Source organism: Priestia megaterium NBRC 15308 = ATCC 14581, assembly GCF_000832985.1.
Taxonomy (GTDB): Bacteria; Bacillota; Bacilli; order Bacillales; family Bacillaceae_H; genus Priestia; species Priestia megaterium.
Genome location: NZ_CP009920.1, coordinates 3,896,242 through 3,911,902, shown reverse-complemented (window position 1 = coordinate 3,911,902; position 15,661 = coordinate 3,896,242). Strand labels below are relative to the sequence as shown.

Annotated in this window: 18 protein-coding genes; 7 read left to right on the top strand and 11 right to left on the bottom strand. The window is 34.2% G+C overall.

Annotation, left to right across the window (positions count from 1 at the left end; genetic code table 11):
* Positions 1 to 170: 170 nt before the first annotated feature.
* Positions 171 to 497 carry an antibiotic biosynthesis monooxygenase family protein gene (locus BG04_RS20195; protein WP_034652991.1) on the top strand — a complete coding sequence of 109 codons (327 nt, stop codon included), beginning with the start codon at positions 171 to 173 and terminating at the stop codon, positions 495 to 497.
* Between the two features lie 105 nt (positions 498 to 602).
* Here BG04_RS20195 and BG04_RS20190 read toward each other — a convergent pair whose 3' ends face one another.
* The 3 genes from BG04_RS20190 to BG04_RS20180 all read right to left on the bottom strand — a co-directional run bounded on the left by BG04_RS20190 (position 603) and on the right by BG04_RS20180 (position 2,010).
* Entirely contained in the window at positions 603 to 1,094 is a 492-nt protein-coding gene (locus BG04_RS20190; protein ID WP_034652993.1) for a DinB family protein, read from the bottom strand.
* A 131-nt stretch (positions 1,095 to 1,225) separates the two neighbouring features.
* The gene (locus BG04_RS20185; protein WP_051975618.1) at positions 1,226 to 1,693 is read right to left on the bottom strand and encodes a hypothetical protein; all 468 of its coding nucleotides are present in this window, start codon (positions 1,691 to 1,693) and stop codon (positions 1,226 to 1,228) included.
* On the bottom strand, positions 1,687 to 2,010 hold the full coding sequence (locus BG04_RS20180; RefSeq protein WP_080743178.1) for an ArsR/SmtB family transcription factor: 324 nt from the start codon (positions 2,008 to 2,010) through the stop codon (positions 1,687 to 1,689). Before BG04_RS20180 ends, BG04_RS20185 begins: the two co-directional genes overlap by 7 nt.
* 408 nt (positions 2,011 to 2,418) lie before the next feature.
* Between BG04_RS20180 and BG04_RS20170 the strand changes: the two genes are divergently transcribed.
* From BG04_RS20170 to recA, 4 genes are all read left to right on the top strand, one after another.
* Complete coding sequence (locus tag BG04_RS20170; protein WP_080743177.1) at positions 2,419 to 2,766, top strand: ArsR/SmtB family transcription factor; 348 nt, start codon at positions 2,419 to 2,421, stop codon at positions 2,764 to 2,766.
* An 18-nt stretch (positions 2,767 to 2,784) separates the two neighbouring features.
* Positions 2,785 to 4,083, top strand: coding sequence for an arsenical efflux pump membrane protein ArsB (locus tag BG04_RS20165; RefSeq protein WP_034653001.1), 1,299 nt, complete (start codon positions 2,785 to 2,787; stop codon positions 4,081 to 4,083).
* 24 nt (positions 4,084 to 4,107) lie between these two features.
* Positions 4,108 to 4,530, top strand: a complete 423-nt coding sequence (gene arsC, locus BG04_RS20160; protein ID WP_013082636.1) for an arsenate reductase (thioredoxin) — start codon at positions 4,108 to 4,110, stop codon at positions 4,528 to 4,530.
* A gap of 490 nt (positions 4,531 to 5,020) precedes the next feature.
* Complete coding sequence (gene recA, locus BG04_RS20155) at positions 5,021 to 6,058, top strand: recombinase RecA (protein WP_034653003.1); 1,038 nt, start codon at positions 5,021 to 5,023, stop codon at positions 6,056 to 6,058.
* Between the two features lie 302 nt (positions 6,059 to 6,360).
* On the opposite strand, the gene BG04_RS20150 is transcribed toward recA, so the two are convergent.
* Entirely contained in the window at positions 6,361 to 7,683 is a 1,323-nt protein-coding gene (locus tag BG04_RS20150; RefSeq protein ID WP_034653005.1) for a right-handed parallel beta-helix repeat-containing protein, read from the bottom strand.
* Positions 7,684 to 7,857: 174 nt separating this feature from the next.
* On the opposite strand from BG04_RS20150, the gene speG reads away from it, so the two are divergent.
* A complete protein-coding gene (gene speG, locus BG04_RS20145; protein ID WP_013056444.1) occupies positions 7,858 to 8,382 on the top strand; it encodes a spermidine N1-acetyltransferase in 525 nt (174 codons plus the stop codon).
* A 300-nt stretch (positions 8,383 to 8,682) separates the two neighbouring features.
* Here the strand turns inward: speG and BG04_RS20140 are convergent, their stop codons facing one another.
* From BG04_RS20140 to BG04_RS20130, 3 genes are all read right to left on the bottom strand, one after another.
* Complete coding sequence (locus BG04_RS20140; protein WP_034653007.1) at positions 8,683 to 9,276, bottom strand: hypothetical protein; 594 nt, start codon at positions 9,274 to 9,276, stop codon at positions 8,683 to 8,685.
* A 371-nt stretch (positions 9,277 to 9,647) separates the two neighbouring features.
* Positions 9,648 to 10,454, bottom strand: coding sequence for a carbon-nitrogen family hydrolase (locus BG04_RS20135; RefSeq protein WP_013082632.1), 807 nt, complete (start codon positions 10,452 to 10,454; stop codon positions 9,648 to 9,650).
* On the bottom strand, positions 10,451 to 11,125 hold the full coding sequence (locus tag BG04_RS20130) for an MBL fold metallo-hydrolase (protein WP_034653010.1): 675 nt from the start codon (positions 11,123 to 11,125) through the stop codon (positions 10,451 to 10,453). Before BG04_RS20130 ends, BG04_RS20135 begins: the two co-directional genes overlap by 4 nt.
* A 102-nt stretch (positions 11,126 to 11,227) precedes the next feature.
* On the opposite strand from BG04_RS20130, the gene BG04_RS20125 reads away from it, so the two are divergent.
* Complete coding sequence (locus BG04_RS20125; protein ID WP_034653013.1) at positions 11,228 to 11,602, top strand: winged helix-turn-helix transcriptional regulator; 375 nt, start codon at positions 11,228 to 11,230, stop codon at positions 11,600 to 11,602.
* A gap of 209 nt (positions 11,603 to 11,811) precedes the next feature.
* On the opposite strand, the gene BG04_RS20120 is transcribed toward BG04_RS20125, so the two are convergent.
* From BG04_RS20120 to BG04_RS20105, 4 genes are all read right to left on the bottom strand, one after another.
* The gene (locus BG04_RS20120) at positions 11,812 to 12,285 is read right to left on the bottom strand and encodes a hypothetical protein (RefSeq protein WP_034653014.1); all 474 of its coding nucleotides are present in this window, start codon (positions 12,283 to 12,285) and stop codon (positions 11,812 to 11,814) included.
* Between the two features lie 278 nt (positions 12,286 to 12,563).
* Entirely contained in the window at positions 12,564 to 13,325 is a 762-nt protein-coding gene (locus tag BG04_RS20115) for a class I SAM-dependent methyltransferase (protein ID WP_034653016.1), read from the bottom strand.
* 226 nt (positions 13,326 to 13,551) lie between these two features.
* A complete protein-coding gene (locus BG04_RS20110) occupies positions 13,552 to 14,379 on the bottom strand; it encodes a mechanosensitive ion channel family protein (protein ID WP_234943179.1) in 828 nt (275 codons plus the stop codon).
* Positions 14,380 to 14,599: 220 nt separating this feature from the next.
* On the bottom strand, positions 14,600 to 15,628 hold the full coding sequence (locus BG04_RS20105) for a serine hydrolase domain-containing protein (protein WP_034653017.1): 1,029 nt from the start codon (positions 15,626 to 15,628) through the stop codon (positions 14,600 to 14,602).
* Positions 15,629 to 15,661 lie beyond the last annotated feature (33 nt).

Here is a 15,661-nt window from a genome sequence, read left to right as displayed (position 1 = left end):
TAGATGTAAAACCAGTATATTACTAATCTAGACCGATGTGGTAGGATAAGCATTTGAATGAGCAGTTAAAAGAATCTTTTAAACGAAGATCTTTTTCAGTGCCGACAATCTGAATTATGTTAAAATTTACTATATTGGATTTGATTTTACTTTTCAAGGAGGAAATGCATATGGTTGGAATCGCAAAAACCCCTGAACCACCTTATTTTGCAGTGATTTTTGCTTCGCAGAGAACTGAAGGAGATAAGGGATATGGAGTAATGGCAGATAAAATGGTAGAACTCGCTTCTAACCAGAAAGGATTTTTAGGAGTAGAAAGTGCCAGAGATAAAGATTTAGGAATCACAGTTTCATATTGGGATTCTTTGGAGTCGATAAAAGCTTGGAAAGAAAACTCAGCTCATATTGCAGCACAAAACAAAGGGAAAACGGAATGGTATAAAAATTTTTCTTTTAGAGTTTGTAAAGTTGAAAGACATAGCTTTTTTGAGATGTAATTATTTTTTAGGTATAAAATATGGGAACGTCCGATTTGGATGTTCCCGTTCTTATTCCATTAAAGCCCTCCATAATGAAATAACTGTAAAGCTAATGAAGCTTTTTTAAAAGCTGCGTTTCGCTGCCCAAGCTCCTTGCATTTTACTTAGGAATACAATTTGCCCAATATGATATGCGTTGTGCATTGCTAAACTCTTCAGTTCAAGCACTAATGATCGTTCTCCAGGGATCTGTCTATACAAATCTTCATGTTCTGATTTTGCTAGTATTTTTTCAAGTTCACGATGAACATAAAAGTATTCTTGCTTTGTTTCCTTCCAATTTTGAACCGTCTCAGTTGGTAATCGAAATGTAGATCCATTATCTTCTGCCTGTGGTTCATTCGCTGTTTCACCAAGAAATCGCATCAGAAGTCTCTTTTCATAGAAAAGTAAATGACAAACTAATTCCCAAATGGAATTCATTGTCCCATCAGCTGGTTTCCAAACTGCCTGTTCAAGAGTAATATCCTCTAGCACTTTTTCAAGTGGTGGAAACCAGTCTTCTTCATCTAAGCAGCTTGCCCATTGTTGTAACAAAAGTGTCTTTGCATCCATTTTCTATTCCCTCCAATTTAATTTAATTCCTTTAAACTGGCCCTTTAACGGAACAATGGGAGTTCCATTATTATGAAAATTCCGATAAAATTAGTTTATCATAAGTCGCGTTAACTGAGAAAGAACAACTGTCAAAAACCATTCCCCAAAAACGATGGTTTTTGACTAAGTTTAAATTCTATAGATAAACAAGAACCTACAATCATTACAACAGCATACTTCTTTTTAGTATGAGCGTATTTTAGAGATAATTCTTTTACATAATGATGATCCAGTAACAGAGGTTCTTTACTAAGTACCTTATATTGATGTCCTCCTAACAAAACCGCAGAAACGAGAGCGCCCACTCCTATAGTAGCAATTAGAATAATTAAAAATGTAGAAAGTTCTTTGTTTTGATCGAACAACCAATAAGGTATGGTCGATAGGATGAGCAAACTAACTCCCAAAGATACATATTTGTGTGTTTTCCCTTGAAAGGCTAAAAATCCTTCAGCCATTTCCTTACTTACATAATAGCCTTTTTCAGTGTTGCTTTCTTGTACGACTGTATCTTTTAACAAATAATCAATTGAGACTTCAAATATATTTCCTAACAACAGCTTTTACTCGTATCTTTTCTAAATAAACAGCAAAGCTCTTCAGAAAGAATATGATTCACTTCTTTATCATTTAGATCGTAATAGCTCCATGTTCCTTTTGTTTCTTTAACAATGAGATTTGCATCTAATAAAATTTTTAAGTGATATGAGAGCTTAGATTGAGACATTCCAAAGAACTCAGTTAAATCACATACGCATGTCTGCCCTCGCTGACAAAGCTCATACATAATTTCTAATCTTTTTTGATCGGCAAGAGCTTTAAATTTTTTTTCATATTGCTTAAATGTTTGCTTTACCTCGTTGACTTTTTCCACCGTCATTCTCCTTAATCAATTTTTTTTGATTTAAAATTCAAAGCTTTTGTATGCTTTTTCAAAGTTGATGTATGTAGTCTTCCCTCTTAACATAGGATCTTGATGAAAAAAGCGCTGAAAAATAAGGTTTCTTGCTTCCTTATGATTCATACCTTGAGTATTCATAACTAAATAAAAATACGATTGAAAGTACTTAACAGATAAGTTTCCAGAGTTGTTGACTCTCACTGTTATAACCCTCATTTCTTATTAATCAATTTTTTTTGATGTATTCATCATATCTGGAAAATTTAGATAAATCAAGGAATTAATCAACTTTTTTTGATTAATGTTTAAAATGTATATTTTTGTTGAGTATATAATAAAATACTTATATAATTATATTTAAAAATAAGGAGGCGAGTCATAATGGATGTAAAAGCGCAGGTAGAAGTGGAAAAAGCAGTACAGATACTGAAGTTGCTTGGAGATAAGACAAGATTGTCAATGATGAAGCTGCTCCAAAATAACGAGTGCTGTGTTTGTGAGCTAGTTGAAATTTATAAAGCAAGTCAACCGGCTATTAGCCAACACTTGCGTAAATTAAGAGATATCGAACTTGTAAGTGAAAGACGAAAAGGACATTGGATCTTCTATTCCTTAAATAAAGAAAACAGCTATTATCAGTTTGTCCTTGATATACTCGATTCTTTACCAAGCGAAGATGAACGATTAAAAGAACTAGAAAAGCAAGGTTTACGTATTAATTGTTGCTAATAATAGGAGGTCTGTAAAGTGGTATCAGTTATAGTAGCCTCCCTCATCTTCTTAGTGACATTGATTTTTGTCATTTGGCAGCCAAAGAACTTGTCTATTGGTTGGTCAGCATGTGGAGGCGCAGTATTAGCTCTTTTAGCAGGTGTGGTTGATTTCCATGACGTGCTGGATGTAACTCAAATTGTATGGAATGCAACATTAACGTTTATTGAAGTTATTATTATTTCCTTAATTTTAGATGAAATTGGATTTTTCGAGTGGGCAGCTTTACATATGGCGCGTACTGCAGGAGGCAATGGCATTCGAATGTTTGTCTATGTTTCTCTTCTAGGTGCAGTTGTAGCAGCATTGTTTGCTAACGATGGAGCAGCCTTGATTTTAACACCTATCGTACTTGCAATGGTACGTGCACTGAAATTTGAAGATAAAATGGTCTTTCCATTTATTATCGCAAGTGGATTTATTGCCGATACAACGTCTCTTCCACTGGTGGTAAGTAACTTAGTGAATATTGTATCAGCTGATTTCTTTGGTATTCGTTTTTCAGAGTTTGCTTCACGTATGATCATTCCAGATTTATTTTCACTATTAGCAAGTATTACCGTCTTATATCTATACTTCCGTAAAAATATCCCTAAGAAATACAATCTGGATGATTTACAGAAACCGGTTGAGGCTATTAAAGATGAGAAAACATTCCGGTTATCAGGAATTGTCTTAATCGTTTTAGTTGTTGGTTACTTTATTGGTGAATTCTTTGACATTCCGGTGTCTATTATCGCAGGAATTATTGCTATTTTCTTCTTAGGAATAGCAAGACAAAGCTCGGTAGTTCAAACAAAAAAAGTATTGCAAGGAGCTCCTTGGGCGATTGTTTTCTTTTCCATTGGTATGTACGTTGTTGTCTACGGATTACGTGCTGTTGGGCTAACCGAAGTATTAGCAAGCCTCATTCAAGCAACGGCTGACCATGGATTATTTGCTGCAACCATTGGCATGGGATTCATTGCAGCCATACTTTCATCGATTATGAACAACATGCCAACCGTGATGATTGATGCTTTGGCCATTGATGCAACTTCTGCAACAGGTACAATTAAAGAAGCCTTGATTTATGCAAATGTCATTGGTTCGGACTTAGGACCAAAAATTACACCTATTGGCTCTCTAGCCACTCTCTTATGGCTCCACGTTCTTTCGACAAAAGGAGTTAAGATTTCTTGGGGAACCTATTTTAAAACAGGTATTATCTTAACCATCCCAACATTGTTTATTACGCTTGTTGGTTTATATATTTGGTTATCAATTATTTCTTAACACATCACAAAGGAGATTTTACACATGTCTAAAAAAACACTTTATTTCTTATGTACAGGTAACTCTTGCCGTAGCCAAATGGCTGAAGGATGGGCAAAAAAATATCTAAATAATAATGAATGGGATGTACGCAGTGCAGGGTTAGAAGCTCATGGATTAAATCCCAATGCTGTAAAAGCAATGAAAGAAGCTGGTGTTGATATCTCAAACCAAACATCTGATGTCATTGACCCTGAAATTTTAAATAATGCGGATTTGGTCGTTACATTATGTGGCCATGCAGCAGATCACTGCCCAGTAACGCCTCCCCATGTGAAACGTGAACACTGGGGATTTGACGATCCTGCAAAAGCTGAAGGAACAGATGAAGAGAAATGGGCGTTCTTCCAGCGTGTACGTGATGAAATCGCTGAACGTATTCAGCGTTTTGCTGAAACAGGTAAATAATTAATCAAAAAGCAGTCTATTTGTGTAGACTGCTTTATTTCTTCTTAAAATCTGTTTTATAGTAACTAGGAATATGAGGAATGCGTTATTAGTCTAACCAGATTTATAGATTCATATATATCCAAATTTTAAAATGTAGATGTAATCGATTCTACTTATATAAAAAGCTACCTTTCCCCTAATTTCTATCATTTGATAAGTAAATGCTAAAGTATAAACTTACTTTTTATAAATATAAGATATTCTTTTAGCTACTTTGCAGAAAAACTTTCGCCTTTACAATTAGATGCGTTTATTGTATGATTACACAACAGGAACATTTGTTCGACACTAAGGGGTTAGAGATGAATAAAGGAATACCAGAGCAAACTAAGACAGTTAAACACAAAATTTTCTCGCACGGAGCAAAAACATTTGAGCCAACTCTTATTCTTTATCGAAATACCTTGGCGTTTATTGTAAACGTAATAACAATCGGAGGTTTCAAATTATGAATGATAAAAAAGCAGCACTAGATATGGCTCTAAAACAAATTGAAAAACAATTTGGTACAGGATCCATTATTAAAATGGGAGAAGGCACACATACAAAAGTTGAGGCATCTAGCTCAGGCTCATTAGCTTTAGATATAGCTCTTGGAATTAATGGTTATCCCAAAGGAAGAATTATGGAAGTTTACGGGCCCGAAAGTTCAGGTAAAACAACCGTTTCCTTACACGCAATTGCAGAAGTACAAAAAAATGGAGGTCGAGCTGCCTTTATTGATGCTGAACACGCACTTGATCCAGTTTATGCAAGAAAACTAGGTGTAGATATTGATGAGTTACTGTTATCTCAACCAGATACTGGTGAACAGGCACTTGAAATTGCTGAAGCATTAGTTAGAAGTGGTGCTGTAGATATTATTGTTGTTGACTCAGTAGCAGCATTAGTTCCGCAAAAAGAAATTGAAGGAGAAATGGGAGATTCTCACGTAGGTTTACAAGCTCGTTTGATGTCTCAAGCTCTTCGTAAACTATCTGGAGCAATCAATAAGTCTAAAACCATTGCTATCTTCATCAACCAAATCAGGGAGAAAGTAGGCGTTATGTTTGGAAACCCGGAAACAACGCCAGGTGGAAGAGCACTAAAATTCTATTCTTCCGTTCGTCTTGAGGTTCGCCGCGCTGAACAACTTAAACTAGGGAATGACATAGTTGGGAATAAAACAAGAATTAAAGTAGTCAAAAATAAGATGGCACCTCCTTTCCGCATTGCTGAAGTAGATATTATGTATGGAGAAGGTATCTCAAAAGAAGGAGAAATCTTAGACATTGGTTCTGAAGTAGATATTGTTCAAAAGTCTGGATCTTGGTTTTCATATAATGAGGAGCGTTTAGGACAGGGACGAGAAAACGCTAAGATTTTCTTAAAAGAAAACCCTGAAATTAGAGAAGAAATTAGAAAAAAAATTATTGATTTCAAATATGGTGATAATATTAATAACGATAATGTTATAGATAACGATAGCGAAAACGAAAACCAATAAAGGCATAAAACACCTTTCCCACGGCTTGAACTGCACCCCATTATTAGATAAAAAAACTCTAATGATGGGGGTGTTTTTATGTCAAGGCTATTGAGTTGTACCTAAATAAACACTACTCATATAGAGAAATAGCATGAATCTTCTTGCAATCCATTGGTATACTTACAACGAACGCACCTTTCTCTTTGTTTCAATGAAATAAAAAGTATAATCAGCAGATAGTGAAGTGAATAATTTTTCGGCCTTAAATAGGATCCTAGCGAGCAACTAAATAAAGAATATCTTCTAAAAAGAAATTTTCATTAAAAAAGCCTAGGTGATACGATAGTAGAACTTTCTATTTCTTTCCCCTTCCATATCCATCGATTCGCTTTATCTCTACTTTTATTTAGGTACACATTATGATTAAGTTGATTATATTTATTTGAGTAATGAAGATTGGCCAGAAGCAAATTAGATTTTACTGAAACCATAACATTATTGTTAATAGTGTTATGAGTTGCATGATATTGCATCAGTAATTGGCCACCATCCATGTTCATCATATCATTTCCATATAAAATATTATGTTCAATAAGAGTATTTATCGTCCCTCCACGTTTTTTATCATAGCCTCCAATTGAAATTCCTGTAAAACGATTCTTATAAATCATATTTCGTATAACTTGAACATTGCTAGTTTGTTTACCATAGTGTTCACTTGCGATTTCTATTCCTAGATCGTTATGACTTGAAACGTTATGCTCAATAATAACATCTTTTCCTCCGTCTACGTAGATTCCCCCAGCGGAGTATTCATGTTTGTAAGCAGGATTTGAATAACTGCTGACGTTGTAAATATGGTTCTCACTAATGAGTCCTTCACGAGCTCGGTCATATTTCTCAATAGGAGCTACTTTTTCAAAGCCAATTACGTCAATCCCAATATTATCAACGTTTCGAATTGTATTGGCATTGACGATAAAATCTTTAACATTTCCATTTAGAGTTAGTGCTTCACTAAAACCTAAGGTCAAGTTTTCAAGTAGGTTTCGCGATATTTCAATGTTTTCTAACGAACGCGGCGCTTTGGATCCATAAAAAGCTATTCCATGAGCGTTTCCATTTTTATGTGCAGTCTTAATATCGAAAATATGATTATTAATAATTCGAAGGTGCTTTCCACTTCCTTCTACTAAAATACCGCATGGTGTATTTTGTGCCTTAGAAGTAGACGAATGACCTATATTCAAACCTTGAATTGTTATGTAGCTCTTATTTTTTATGCTAACTAGCCCTCCATCTGTAGAACGGCTTTTTATTTTTTCTCCACTAATAAGAGGCTTTTCACTTTTATAGTTCCTGAAGATAATAGACTTTTGTTTAGTACCTGAACGGCTAATAATTAATTGTTCATAGTAGGTACCGCCTCTGATGTAAACGGTAGTTCCGGGCTGAGCTACTTCACTTGCCTTTCTTAATGTTCTAAAAGGTTTGCTTTTAGTACCCAGGTTTTTGTCATCCCCTGTAGGAGAAACATAAATTTCATGATGTATTATAGGAGCTGCTGAAGGTTGATTAGCTGCCTCAACCCTTTGATTTATACAGCACAGTAAAATAAGAATAATACCAACTGCTTTTTTCATAAGATCCTCCTTAAAGTTAATCAATTTCACTTGCGAGATTTTTAAATATACTATGATTCTTTTAATAAAGATGTAAATAATCGCACTATGTTTTATTATTTTTTAAAACTACAGCAATTTTTACATTTAAAACGGAAAGTGCTAAAGTAATGCTAGAATGTGGAGGTTTGAGAAATGAATAAGGAACTTAAGTTACGTCCTTTGGAAAGAGAAGATTTAAAATTTGTCCATGAACTCAATAATGATGCAAACATTATGTCTTATTGGTTTGAAGAGCCTTATGAAGCTTTTGTAGAGCTACAGGACTTATATGATAAACATATTCACGATCAAGGTGAGCGTCGTTTCATCCTTGAAAAGGACGGGGATATGCTTGGACTAGTGGAATTAGTCGAAATTGATTATATTCATCGTAGAGCAGAGTTTCAAATTATCATCGACCCTACGTATCAAGGTCATGGCTACGCAATGGTTGCCACAAACCTAGCAATGAATTATGCCTTTTCGGTATTGAATATGCATAAACTTTACTTAATTGTAGACAAGGAAAATGAAAAAGCAATTCATATCTATAAGAAGGTTGGTTTTTCTATCGAAGGCGAGTTAAAGGATGAATTTTTTGTTGATGGAAGCTATCATAACGCTATAAGAATGTGTATGTTTCAAAAAGAATATTTACAAACCAAAAATAAAAACTAAGGTTGAACTAGTATAAGAGTCCTGGTCACCAAAAAAAGAAGAAAGAATGAAATTGGGCTTCTATTATAGGAGTAAAAAGTCCTGAAGGAGAAATGTGCAAACCATTTAAATATGATAACATTGTAAATTGTAAATTATAGAAACCATAAGGATGGTATTATGAGTACATTTAATCCAACAGGATTGCTATTATTCTTAATAATTATTGGTTTAATAGGATTCCTAGCTTTTAAAGTTGTTAAAAGGTTAAAAAAGAAATAAGTAACAAGAAGGACCTGCTATCAAAACAGCAGGTTCTTTTTAATAAGAAGATACATAATACCAGTTTTTATGTACTTTTTTTATTTGTTTAAAATCCCCGTTAAAATCGCTTTTTGAAGGTTTGTTATCGTTTGGGTTATATACAAATCCCGAAAAATTGTCTAGCATCCCACGGTATGTAAAGAAAAGAATTGATTTAGCCTTTCCTTTCGTTTCTACTACGATGTCACCCCCACCTTTAGACAATTGAGTATACTTTTTAGGTAATTGAATAAGTGATGGACTATCAGATACATTAGGTTTAATAACACCATTTTCTATTTTAGTTGCAACCTCTTCTCTCTTATCTTGATCGATTTTAAAGTTGAGATCTAAGTTGACTTGATTGAATGGAAAGAAAAACCATAATGAGATAGTAATGAGCTGAATAACAAACGGCTGCCACTTTCTCTTTTTAAAAAGATGAATTAATGTCCATATAGTCATTATGATAAAGAAAGCATATACAAATAACCAAATAGGTAACATTAAAAATTCTGTTATAATATCAACCAGATCCCACTGGAACAAGGCCACTAAAATAACGAACAAACTACTAATTAGCGATAAAAGCAACAATCGACTATGTTTCACACATTTTCCTCTTCCTAAAATAATTCTTTTTTACCTTAATTATATATTAAAATCCTTATAAAAGCGTATGTATAATTCGTACATAATTTGTTAACACAATCACTCTTCCAGAAAACATTATAAAAAAGGACCCTTGACGAAGGATAGTTCTTCCAAGGGCCCTTTTTCCGGAGTATGCAGCTTTTTATACATTGTTGACTGATCAACGTTTTCTCAGTAGGTGGATGAGAAACTAATGTATAAGAAGTGCACCTTTTATACATATGTTAATTTTAAAAAATATAGTATTTTCAGGTGGAATTTCCTCTTTTTTTAGTAAACCTTCATAAGATAGTCTGATAACATCCAAATTTGAGATGATATACAAATTTCTATTCTGCATGCTTATAAACATCCGGTCTCAGACTTTCAAATATTGGAATGTATGTTTGTTGTTCTGTAACTTTCTGTATATGAATTTCCGCTGTTATAATCTCTTCTTGATCTCCCCCCTCTTCTACGATGTTTCCATTTGGATCAATGACCATTGAATGCCCTGCGTAAGTGTTGCCGACATGATTTTCATTACTCACTTTTCCCACGCTGTTACATGCAATGACATAAACACAATTTTCTATAGCTCTTGCCCTCAATAGTGTTCTCCAATGGTCTATATTTCTGGTAGTCCATTGTGCAACGTAGAATATGACTTTTGCACCTTGAGACGTTGGGTAGCGTGTGATTTCTGGAAAACGTAAATCATAGCATATAATTTGACTGGCTTTGATATTGTTAATCTCAAAGACATCTGGGACTTCATCTCCCCCTGTTAAATAATGATGTTCATCCAACATCGGCACGAGATGTATCTTATCTTTTTGATAGAGCAGCTTACCCGTTTTTGATACAGCAAAGGCTGTATTATAAATATTTTCATTTCTTTTATTTGAAACTGAACCTGCAATGATATTCACTTGATGGTTAATTGCTAAACGTTGAATAAAGGGAAAAGTTCTCTTTAAATCAATATCTGCTTTTTCTGCTACATTTTTTAAATCATAACCTGTATTCCACATTTCAGGTATCACAACAATCTCAGTATCTATATGCAGCTTTTCTTCAAATAAGGACTCAATGCGGTTTTCGTTTTGCTTAACTTCACCTTCTATAATCTCTGTTTGAAATAATTGTATTTTCATTTTTCTCCCTCTTCTTCATATATAAATTTATAAATAGGATATAAATCACAGTTGTATTTGACATCTTCGCCATGTGATGAAGAAATAATAGAAGGTTTAATTTTATCTATAATTCGTCCGCTATTAATATTTTCACCCATATCAACTGTAAACTTTCGAATCGGCGGATGTAAGGATTCAGCGTTAGAAAAGAATAAGTCTCCAGTTAGCAGCACATTGTCATCTTTATGGTGGTATATCACATGTCCTGGTGTATGACCGGGTGTTAAATACACATCTACAGGTAACTTTTTAATGATGTTGTTACTTAGACTTTCGACTTGATGTTCCACCCCTGTTGTTTCTTTTTCTGCCTTATTTGGATATGGTTTTTCGCCATTGATAAAAGGCGCTTCAACTTCGTGGGCGTAAATAGGAATATTTAAATTATCTCTTAAATACTTGGCGCCATTAATGTGATCTAAATGGCCATGTGTGAGTAAAATACTTTTGGGGATACCTAAAGATTTTGCTATATTTAACTGAGTATGTGCATAGTCTTTCATTCCTGTATCAATGATATGAACACTCTCACCATCTAGCACGTACCATGTATTAATTTTGACAGGAATTCCCACAACAGTTTTGTAAGTAAGTTTGTAAATATGTCTAGAAATTTGGACAAATTCCAATTGATGCACCTTCTTTTGTTTTATTTGATAATATAAGTTTAGTAAGAAAAAATAGACGTAACAAGAAGGCACAATTTTGTTACTAGCCATTGAGGTGAAAAAATGTCAGACTTTAAAAGTGATCAATACGGTCCTTGTACGTTAACTGTAAAGCGTGCTTGTCCAATTGAGTTAACGATGCATATGATGGGTGGTAAATGGAAAGGTATTATTTTATCTTTGTTATCAAAATCACCCATGTATTATAATGCAATGCGCCGTGAAATACCGGGTATTACCCAGCGTATCCTTACACTGCAGCTTAGGGATATGGAAAAAAACGGATTGATTGAAAGAGAAGAAACAAACGATAACCCTAAAAGGGTTTTATATTATTTAACAGATCTTGGAGAAAGCTTTGTTCCAATACTAAAATCTTTAGAGAAGTGGGGCAATGCTTATATAAGTCAGCAGGAAGAAGAATTAAAAAGATTGTAACGGTTTAAATAAACTCCTTAAATATATTTTACTTCTTTATTAATAACGCCTTGTTTTTTTATAATATAAGTACTTAATTAAGTAGTATCCGCGAAACTATATTAACTTGAAAATGCAAACTTATTCAATGAGAAAAACCTTTACCATGGCGGTAAAGGCTCTTCCTATGCTCTTCCCTAATGGGAATCTCTTGTTATCTTTATTTTTAATTAAGGTCTATGAAAATTGACTGTTTTCTCGTCATCTCCTGTTCGTTCAAACCATCCTCTGAAAGCCCAGTTATCATAACCTCCATCGCCTTCATTAATAAATGTTCCTTCTTCAAATACCCAGACACCATAGGTAATACCATCATAATCTACGGTGTCAAAATATTGAACACCTTGTAATTGATCTGAATTATACCCTTGGCTCAAATTCATAACCATTACATTGTATTGTTGACCTGATTCAAAGAATGCTTTTTCCATTGCTCCCTTGACGAAACCATTTCGATTGTCGGCTGTTTTAGCCGCATCTGCAATCGCTTGTCCTATGGCTACGGGATCAACTGTTACGTCTCCTCCAACTTCTGCAGCTTCTGCGGAGCCTGCAGAACCTCCTAAATTCGGTAGAGCTAATGGCGTCGCTAACACAGCTAAACCTACGGCAGAAGCTACAACAGCTTGTTTCGCTTTTCTCATTTGATCTCCTCCTATTTTTAGGTGATTATTAGAATATTTACCCTTTTTTTCCACGTTAAAACAAAAAATACTGTAATTAGAAATAGGAGGTAAACCATTTCATTCTTTTGAAGCATCTGTTCAACCAAAAATAGGCTTATAAGTTTTTTTCTAAAAGCTCGTCCACTTTTTCTGCCATTTCTCTCGGTGAACATGGCATCTCATTTTTGAGCCATTATTCTACTATGACGCCGTATTGGAAAAAGTTGAGGTAGCTCATTCAATATGATAACCAACTATTATTTAATAGATTTAGTCGCAATATAACAAGGCATATATTCAGTGATTTTCCCTTTGTGGTGATGATCTTCATAAAGATCTTGTAGAGTGAATCCAGCTTTTAGCTGGCCCCCAATTTGAGTTTCTAAAGAATGACTAAACTGTACACCGCCATTCTTTATAAGTTCTTCATCATTTTCTACAGTGTTTTTAGTTCCGTCATAAGGTAATTTATTAACCACTTGCAATGCTTTCTCATCTTCTCCAAATAAATAAAGAGCAGGATTTGCAAAGCCAGATAGCAGAACGCCACCTTTTTTAAGAACTCTGAAACATTCTTGCCAAACGTGTTCAACATCTTGAATATAACAGTTTGATACAGGATTAAAAATCATATCGAACGTCTCATCTTCAAAGGGGAATGTCTTACTCATATCTCCTTTAACTAAATCAATGGAATAGCCTTCTCTAGTAGCCACCATTTTTTCTAATTCTAATTGCTTATCAGAGTAGTCAAAAACCGTAACTTCCGCATGCTGTGCTGCAAAGACTGGGCATTGCTGTCCTCCTCCGCTAGCAAGTCCCAATATTTTTGCTTTTTTAAATGGAATAAACCAGTTATGTGGAACAGGCTTACAAGGTGTTAAGTAAATATCAAAAATACCTTGAGTTGCATCTGCGAAATCTTGATGATTAATAGCTAATGACCATTCTCCTCCAGCTGAAGCCCACTCATCCCACATTTTTGAGTTGATTTTTGTATAATTAGCTTTTTGTGACATAGTTACTCCCCCTTTACCTCTTTTAGTATTTTGTTTAATTTTACCATGTCGCTAGAAGAATAATTTAGATATACTAATTAATTTTTTCCGTTTCAGATAATTAATCTGTACTGGAGAAGTACTTAATAGATATTTTTAAAAATAAAAACACCCTTTTTAAAAATTAAAAGGGTATTTTTATCTTAAGTATAAAAGCTTGTATATAAACAATATACGAGTTTTATTTTTAATGGCTTGTCTCGAAGCTTTCAGCCATCATTAGGTCATTTTTGTAGGCAGCCATTGCGAGTTCATATCTCACCTTTTGACCCGCTTCTACAAAATCAGCTTCCTTCACAAGGCCTGATAATGAATATTGGTGACCTTTAAAACCTACGTTCAGTTCAGTAATTTGATTGAATTGAAAACTTTCTATAGGAATTCCATTCACATCTTTCAGCAAATACTGGCCATATTTCTCGTTACATGTTTGTGCTACTTGCTCCATTACTTTAAAAGCATCGTCCGGGTTTTGTCTATAGTTGAGAATAAGACTTTCATTTACCCGGCGTCTTCCTCGGGTTCCGTTCTGAAGTTCCGTAATGTTGCTATATGAGACGGTATAGAGGTAGCCGTCATACTGGCGAATCTTTAAGTAGCGCATGGTGATTTCTTCTATTTTTCCTTGGCGGTTTCCGTTGAGAATAACATAATCTCCGTGATGGATCTGGCGTTCAAACAAGTAAGTCAGTCCCATTATATAATCACGAATAATATGCTGGAGGATTATTGCCAGGGCACTGGCCAACACTACTGAACTAGTGAGAATCTTTCCGAAGTCAAAGAAATGGCTAAGCACATAAATAAAGAAAAAAGCCAGGCCTACTACTCTTGTCACCTGATTAGAAAAATGCATTAAGGTTTCTTCTCGTTTTTCATCTAAAAAGCTCGTTTTATCAAAGAAAAGCTTAATGAATTTGCGAATAAAATAAACGATAAGTATAATCAACAGCGCTACCGTTAAAACCTTTACGGGAAACTGCTGGAAGAATTCAGTAAAAACCAACTTACCCACTCCTTATTTCTAACACTATACCAAAAGAATGTACGTAAAGACACAAATTTTCTGTTCTTTATAAACCTTAATGATAATAGCACGGTTTCATCAAAAAAAGAAGCGGTATCTATGCTTTTTGAAGGTCGGTATATTGATGATAATCTCTCAATTAATTGAGAGTAAAGAGGTAAGGTGAACTGTAATAGACTAATTTTCTTCGTTTTTTTGTAGACTATTCTTATATATCTTTTGACTTTTGCAGGCTTTCTAATAAAGACATTCCTATATGTTCATCATTATTTCTACCTAGTCTATAATTAGCTAAAACGACGGACGCAACTTTATTTTCTTTATCAATCCCTAAAAATGAGCTGAAGCATCCTGTTCCACCGCCGTGCAACATTACATTATTATTTCTCTTTAAAAGCAACCATCCAAGACCCATATCAAATTTCTTTGTTCCATTACCGTGTTTTTTATGACAAGAAGAAAGATATGGTTTATCTTCGTACATATTTATTTTTGCGTATTCAAGTAAATCTTCAGCCGTTGAGGATACTGCCCCCGCCGGTGATATAAAGTTTTCTTTGTCCCACTGCCAGTTGCCGCAATCATTATTTTGGCGGTCATAACCTTGTAAATTATTATTTGAAGTACCTAAATAAGTATCCTTTAGTCTAAGCTCATTATGAAGAAAGTCATTCATAGTGTCCCAATATCCTTTGCCTGAAACAGTTCCTAACACATATCCAATAAGTGAAATACCGAAATTAGAATATTTCCACGAATAATCTACTTCTTTCAATTTAGTTCTTTCAATTAGCATTTTCATTTTGTTAAAATCCATGTGCAACGGATTATTTTTATTCAAATCGCTTCCTCCAAAAATCACACTTAAAATTATTTTAAAATATTCCCGTTTATTTAAAGGTAAGCTTCCTGAATATCCAGAAGAGTGAGTAGCGAGGCGGAGCAATGTAGGATAACACGTATCTTCTTTAAGTTCTTTTATGTATTTTTGTATAGAGTCGTTTGACGACACCTTGTTTTCAAATATGTATTTTGATAACAGCGATACAGTGAAAGTTTTCGTAATAGAACCAATTTCATAATGATATCTTTTTGCCGAGTCAATTTCACCGCTTTCATTATAGACTTTTATAATAGACTGATTGTCCGTTAAGTAGCCAACGGTTAGTTTCAAGTGCTTTTTTCCTTTGCAGGTTTTATTAATTAATCGTAATGTTTCATCGCTGATTTCAAACATAATGATTGCTCTCCCTTATCCTTTATTTTTAAA

Coding starts and splice junctions, on each gene's coding strand:
- BG04_RS20190 (WP_034652993.1), bottom strand. CDS start 1,094: ATGGATGCAAAGACACTTTTGTTACAACAATGGGCAAGCTGCTTAGAT.
- BG04_RS20150 (WP_034653005.1), bottom strand. CDS start 7,683: ATGAAAAAAGCAGTTGGTATTATTCTTATTTTACTGTGCTGTATAAAT.
- BG04_RS20120 (WP_034653014.1), bottom strand. CDS start 12,285: ATGAGAAAAGCGAAACAAGCTGTTGTAGCTTCTGCCGTAGGTTTAGCT.
- recA (WP_034653003.1), top strand. CDS start 5,021: ATGAATGATAAAAAAGCAGCACTAGATATGGCTCTAAAACAAATTGAA.
- BG04_RS20125 (WP_034653013.1), top strand. CDS start 11,228: ATGTCAGACTTTAAAAGTGATCAATACGGTCCTTGTACGTTAACTGTA.
- arsC (WP_013082636.1), top strand. CDS start 4,108: ATGTCTAAAAAAACACTTTATTTCTTATGTACAGGTAACTCTTGCCGT.
- BG04_RS20170 (WP_080743177.1), top strand. CDS start 2,419: ATGGATGTAAAAGCGCAGGTAGAAGTGGAAAAAGCAGTACAGATACTG.
- speG (WP_013056444.1), top strand. CDS start 7,858: ATGAATAAGGAACTTAAGTTACGTCCTTTGGAAAGAGAAGATTTAAAA.
- BG04_RS20135 (WP_013082632.1), bottom strand. CDS start 10,454: ATGAAAATACAATTATTTCAAACAGAGATTATAGAAGGTGAAGTTAAG.
- BG04_RS20105 (WP_034653017.1), bottom strand. CDS start 15,628: ATGTTTGAAATCAGCGATGAAACATTACGATTAATTAATAAAACCTGC.
- BG04_RS20195 (WP_034652991.1), top strand. CDS start 171: ATGGTTGGAATCGCAAAAACCCCTGAACCACCTTATTTTGCAGTGATT.
- BG04_RS20115 (WP_034653016.1), bottom strand. CDS start 13,325: ATGTCACAAAAAGCTAATTATACAAAAATCAACTCAAAAATGTGGGAT.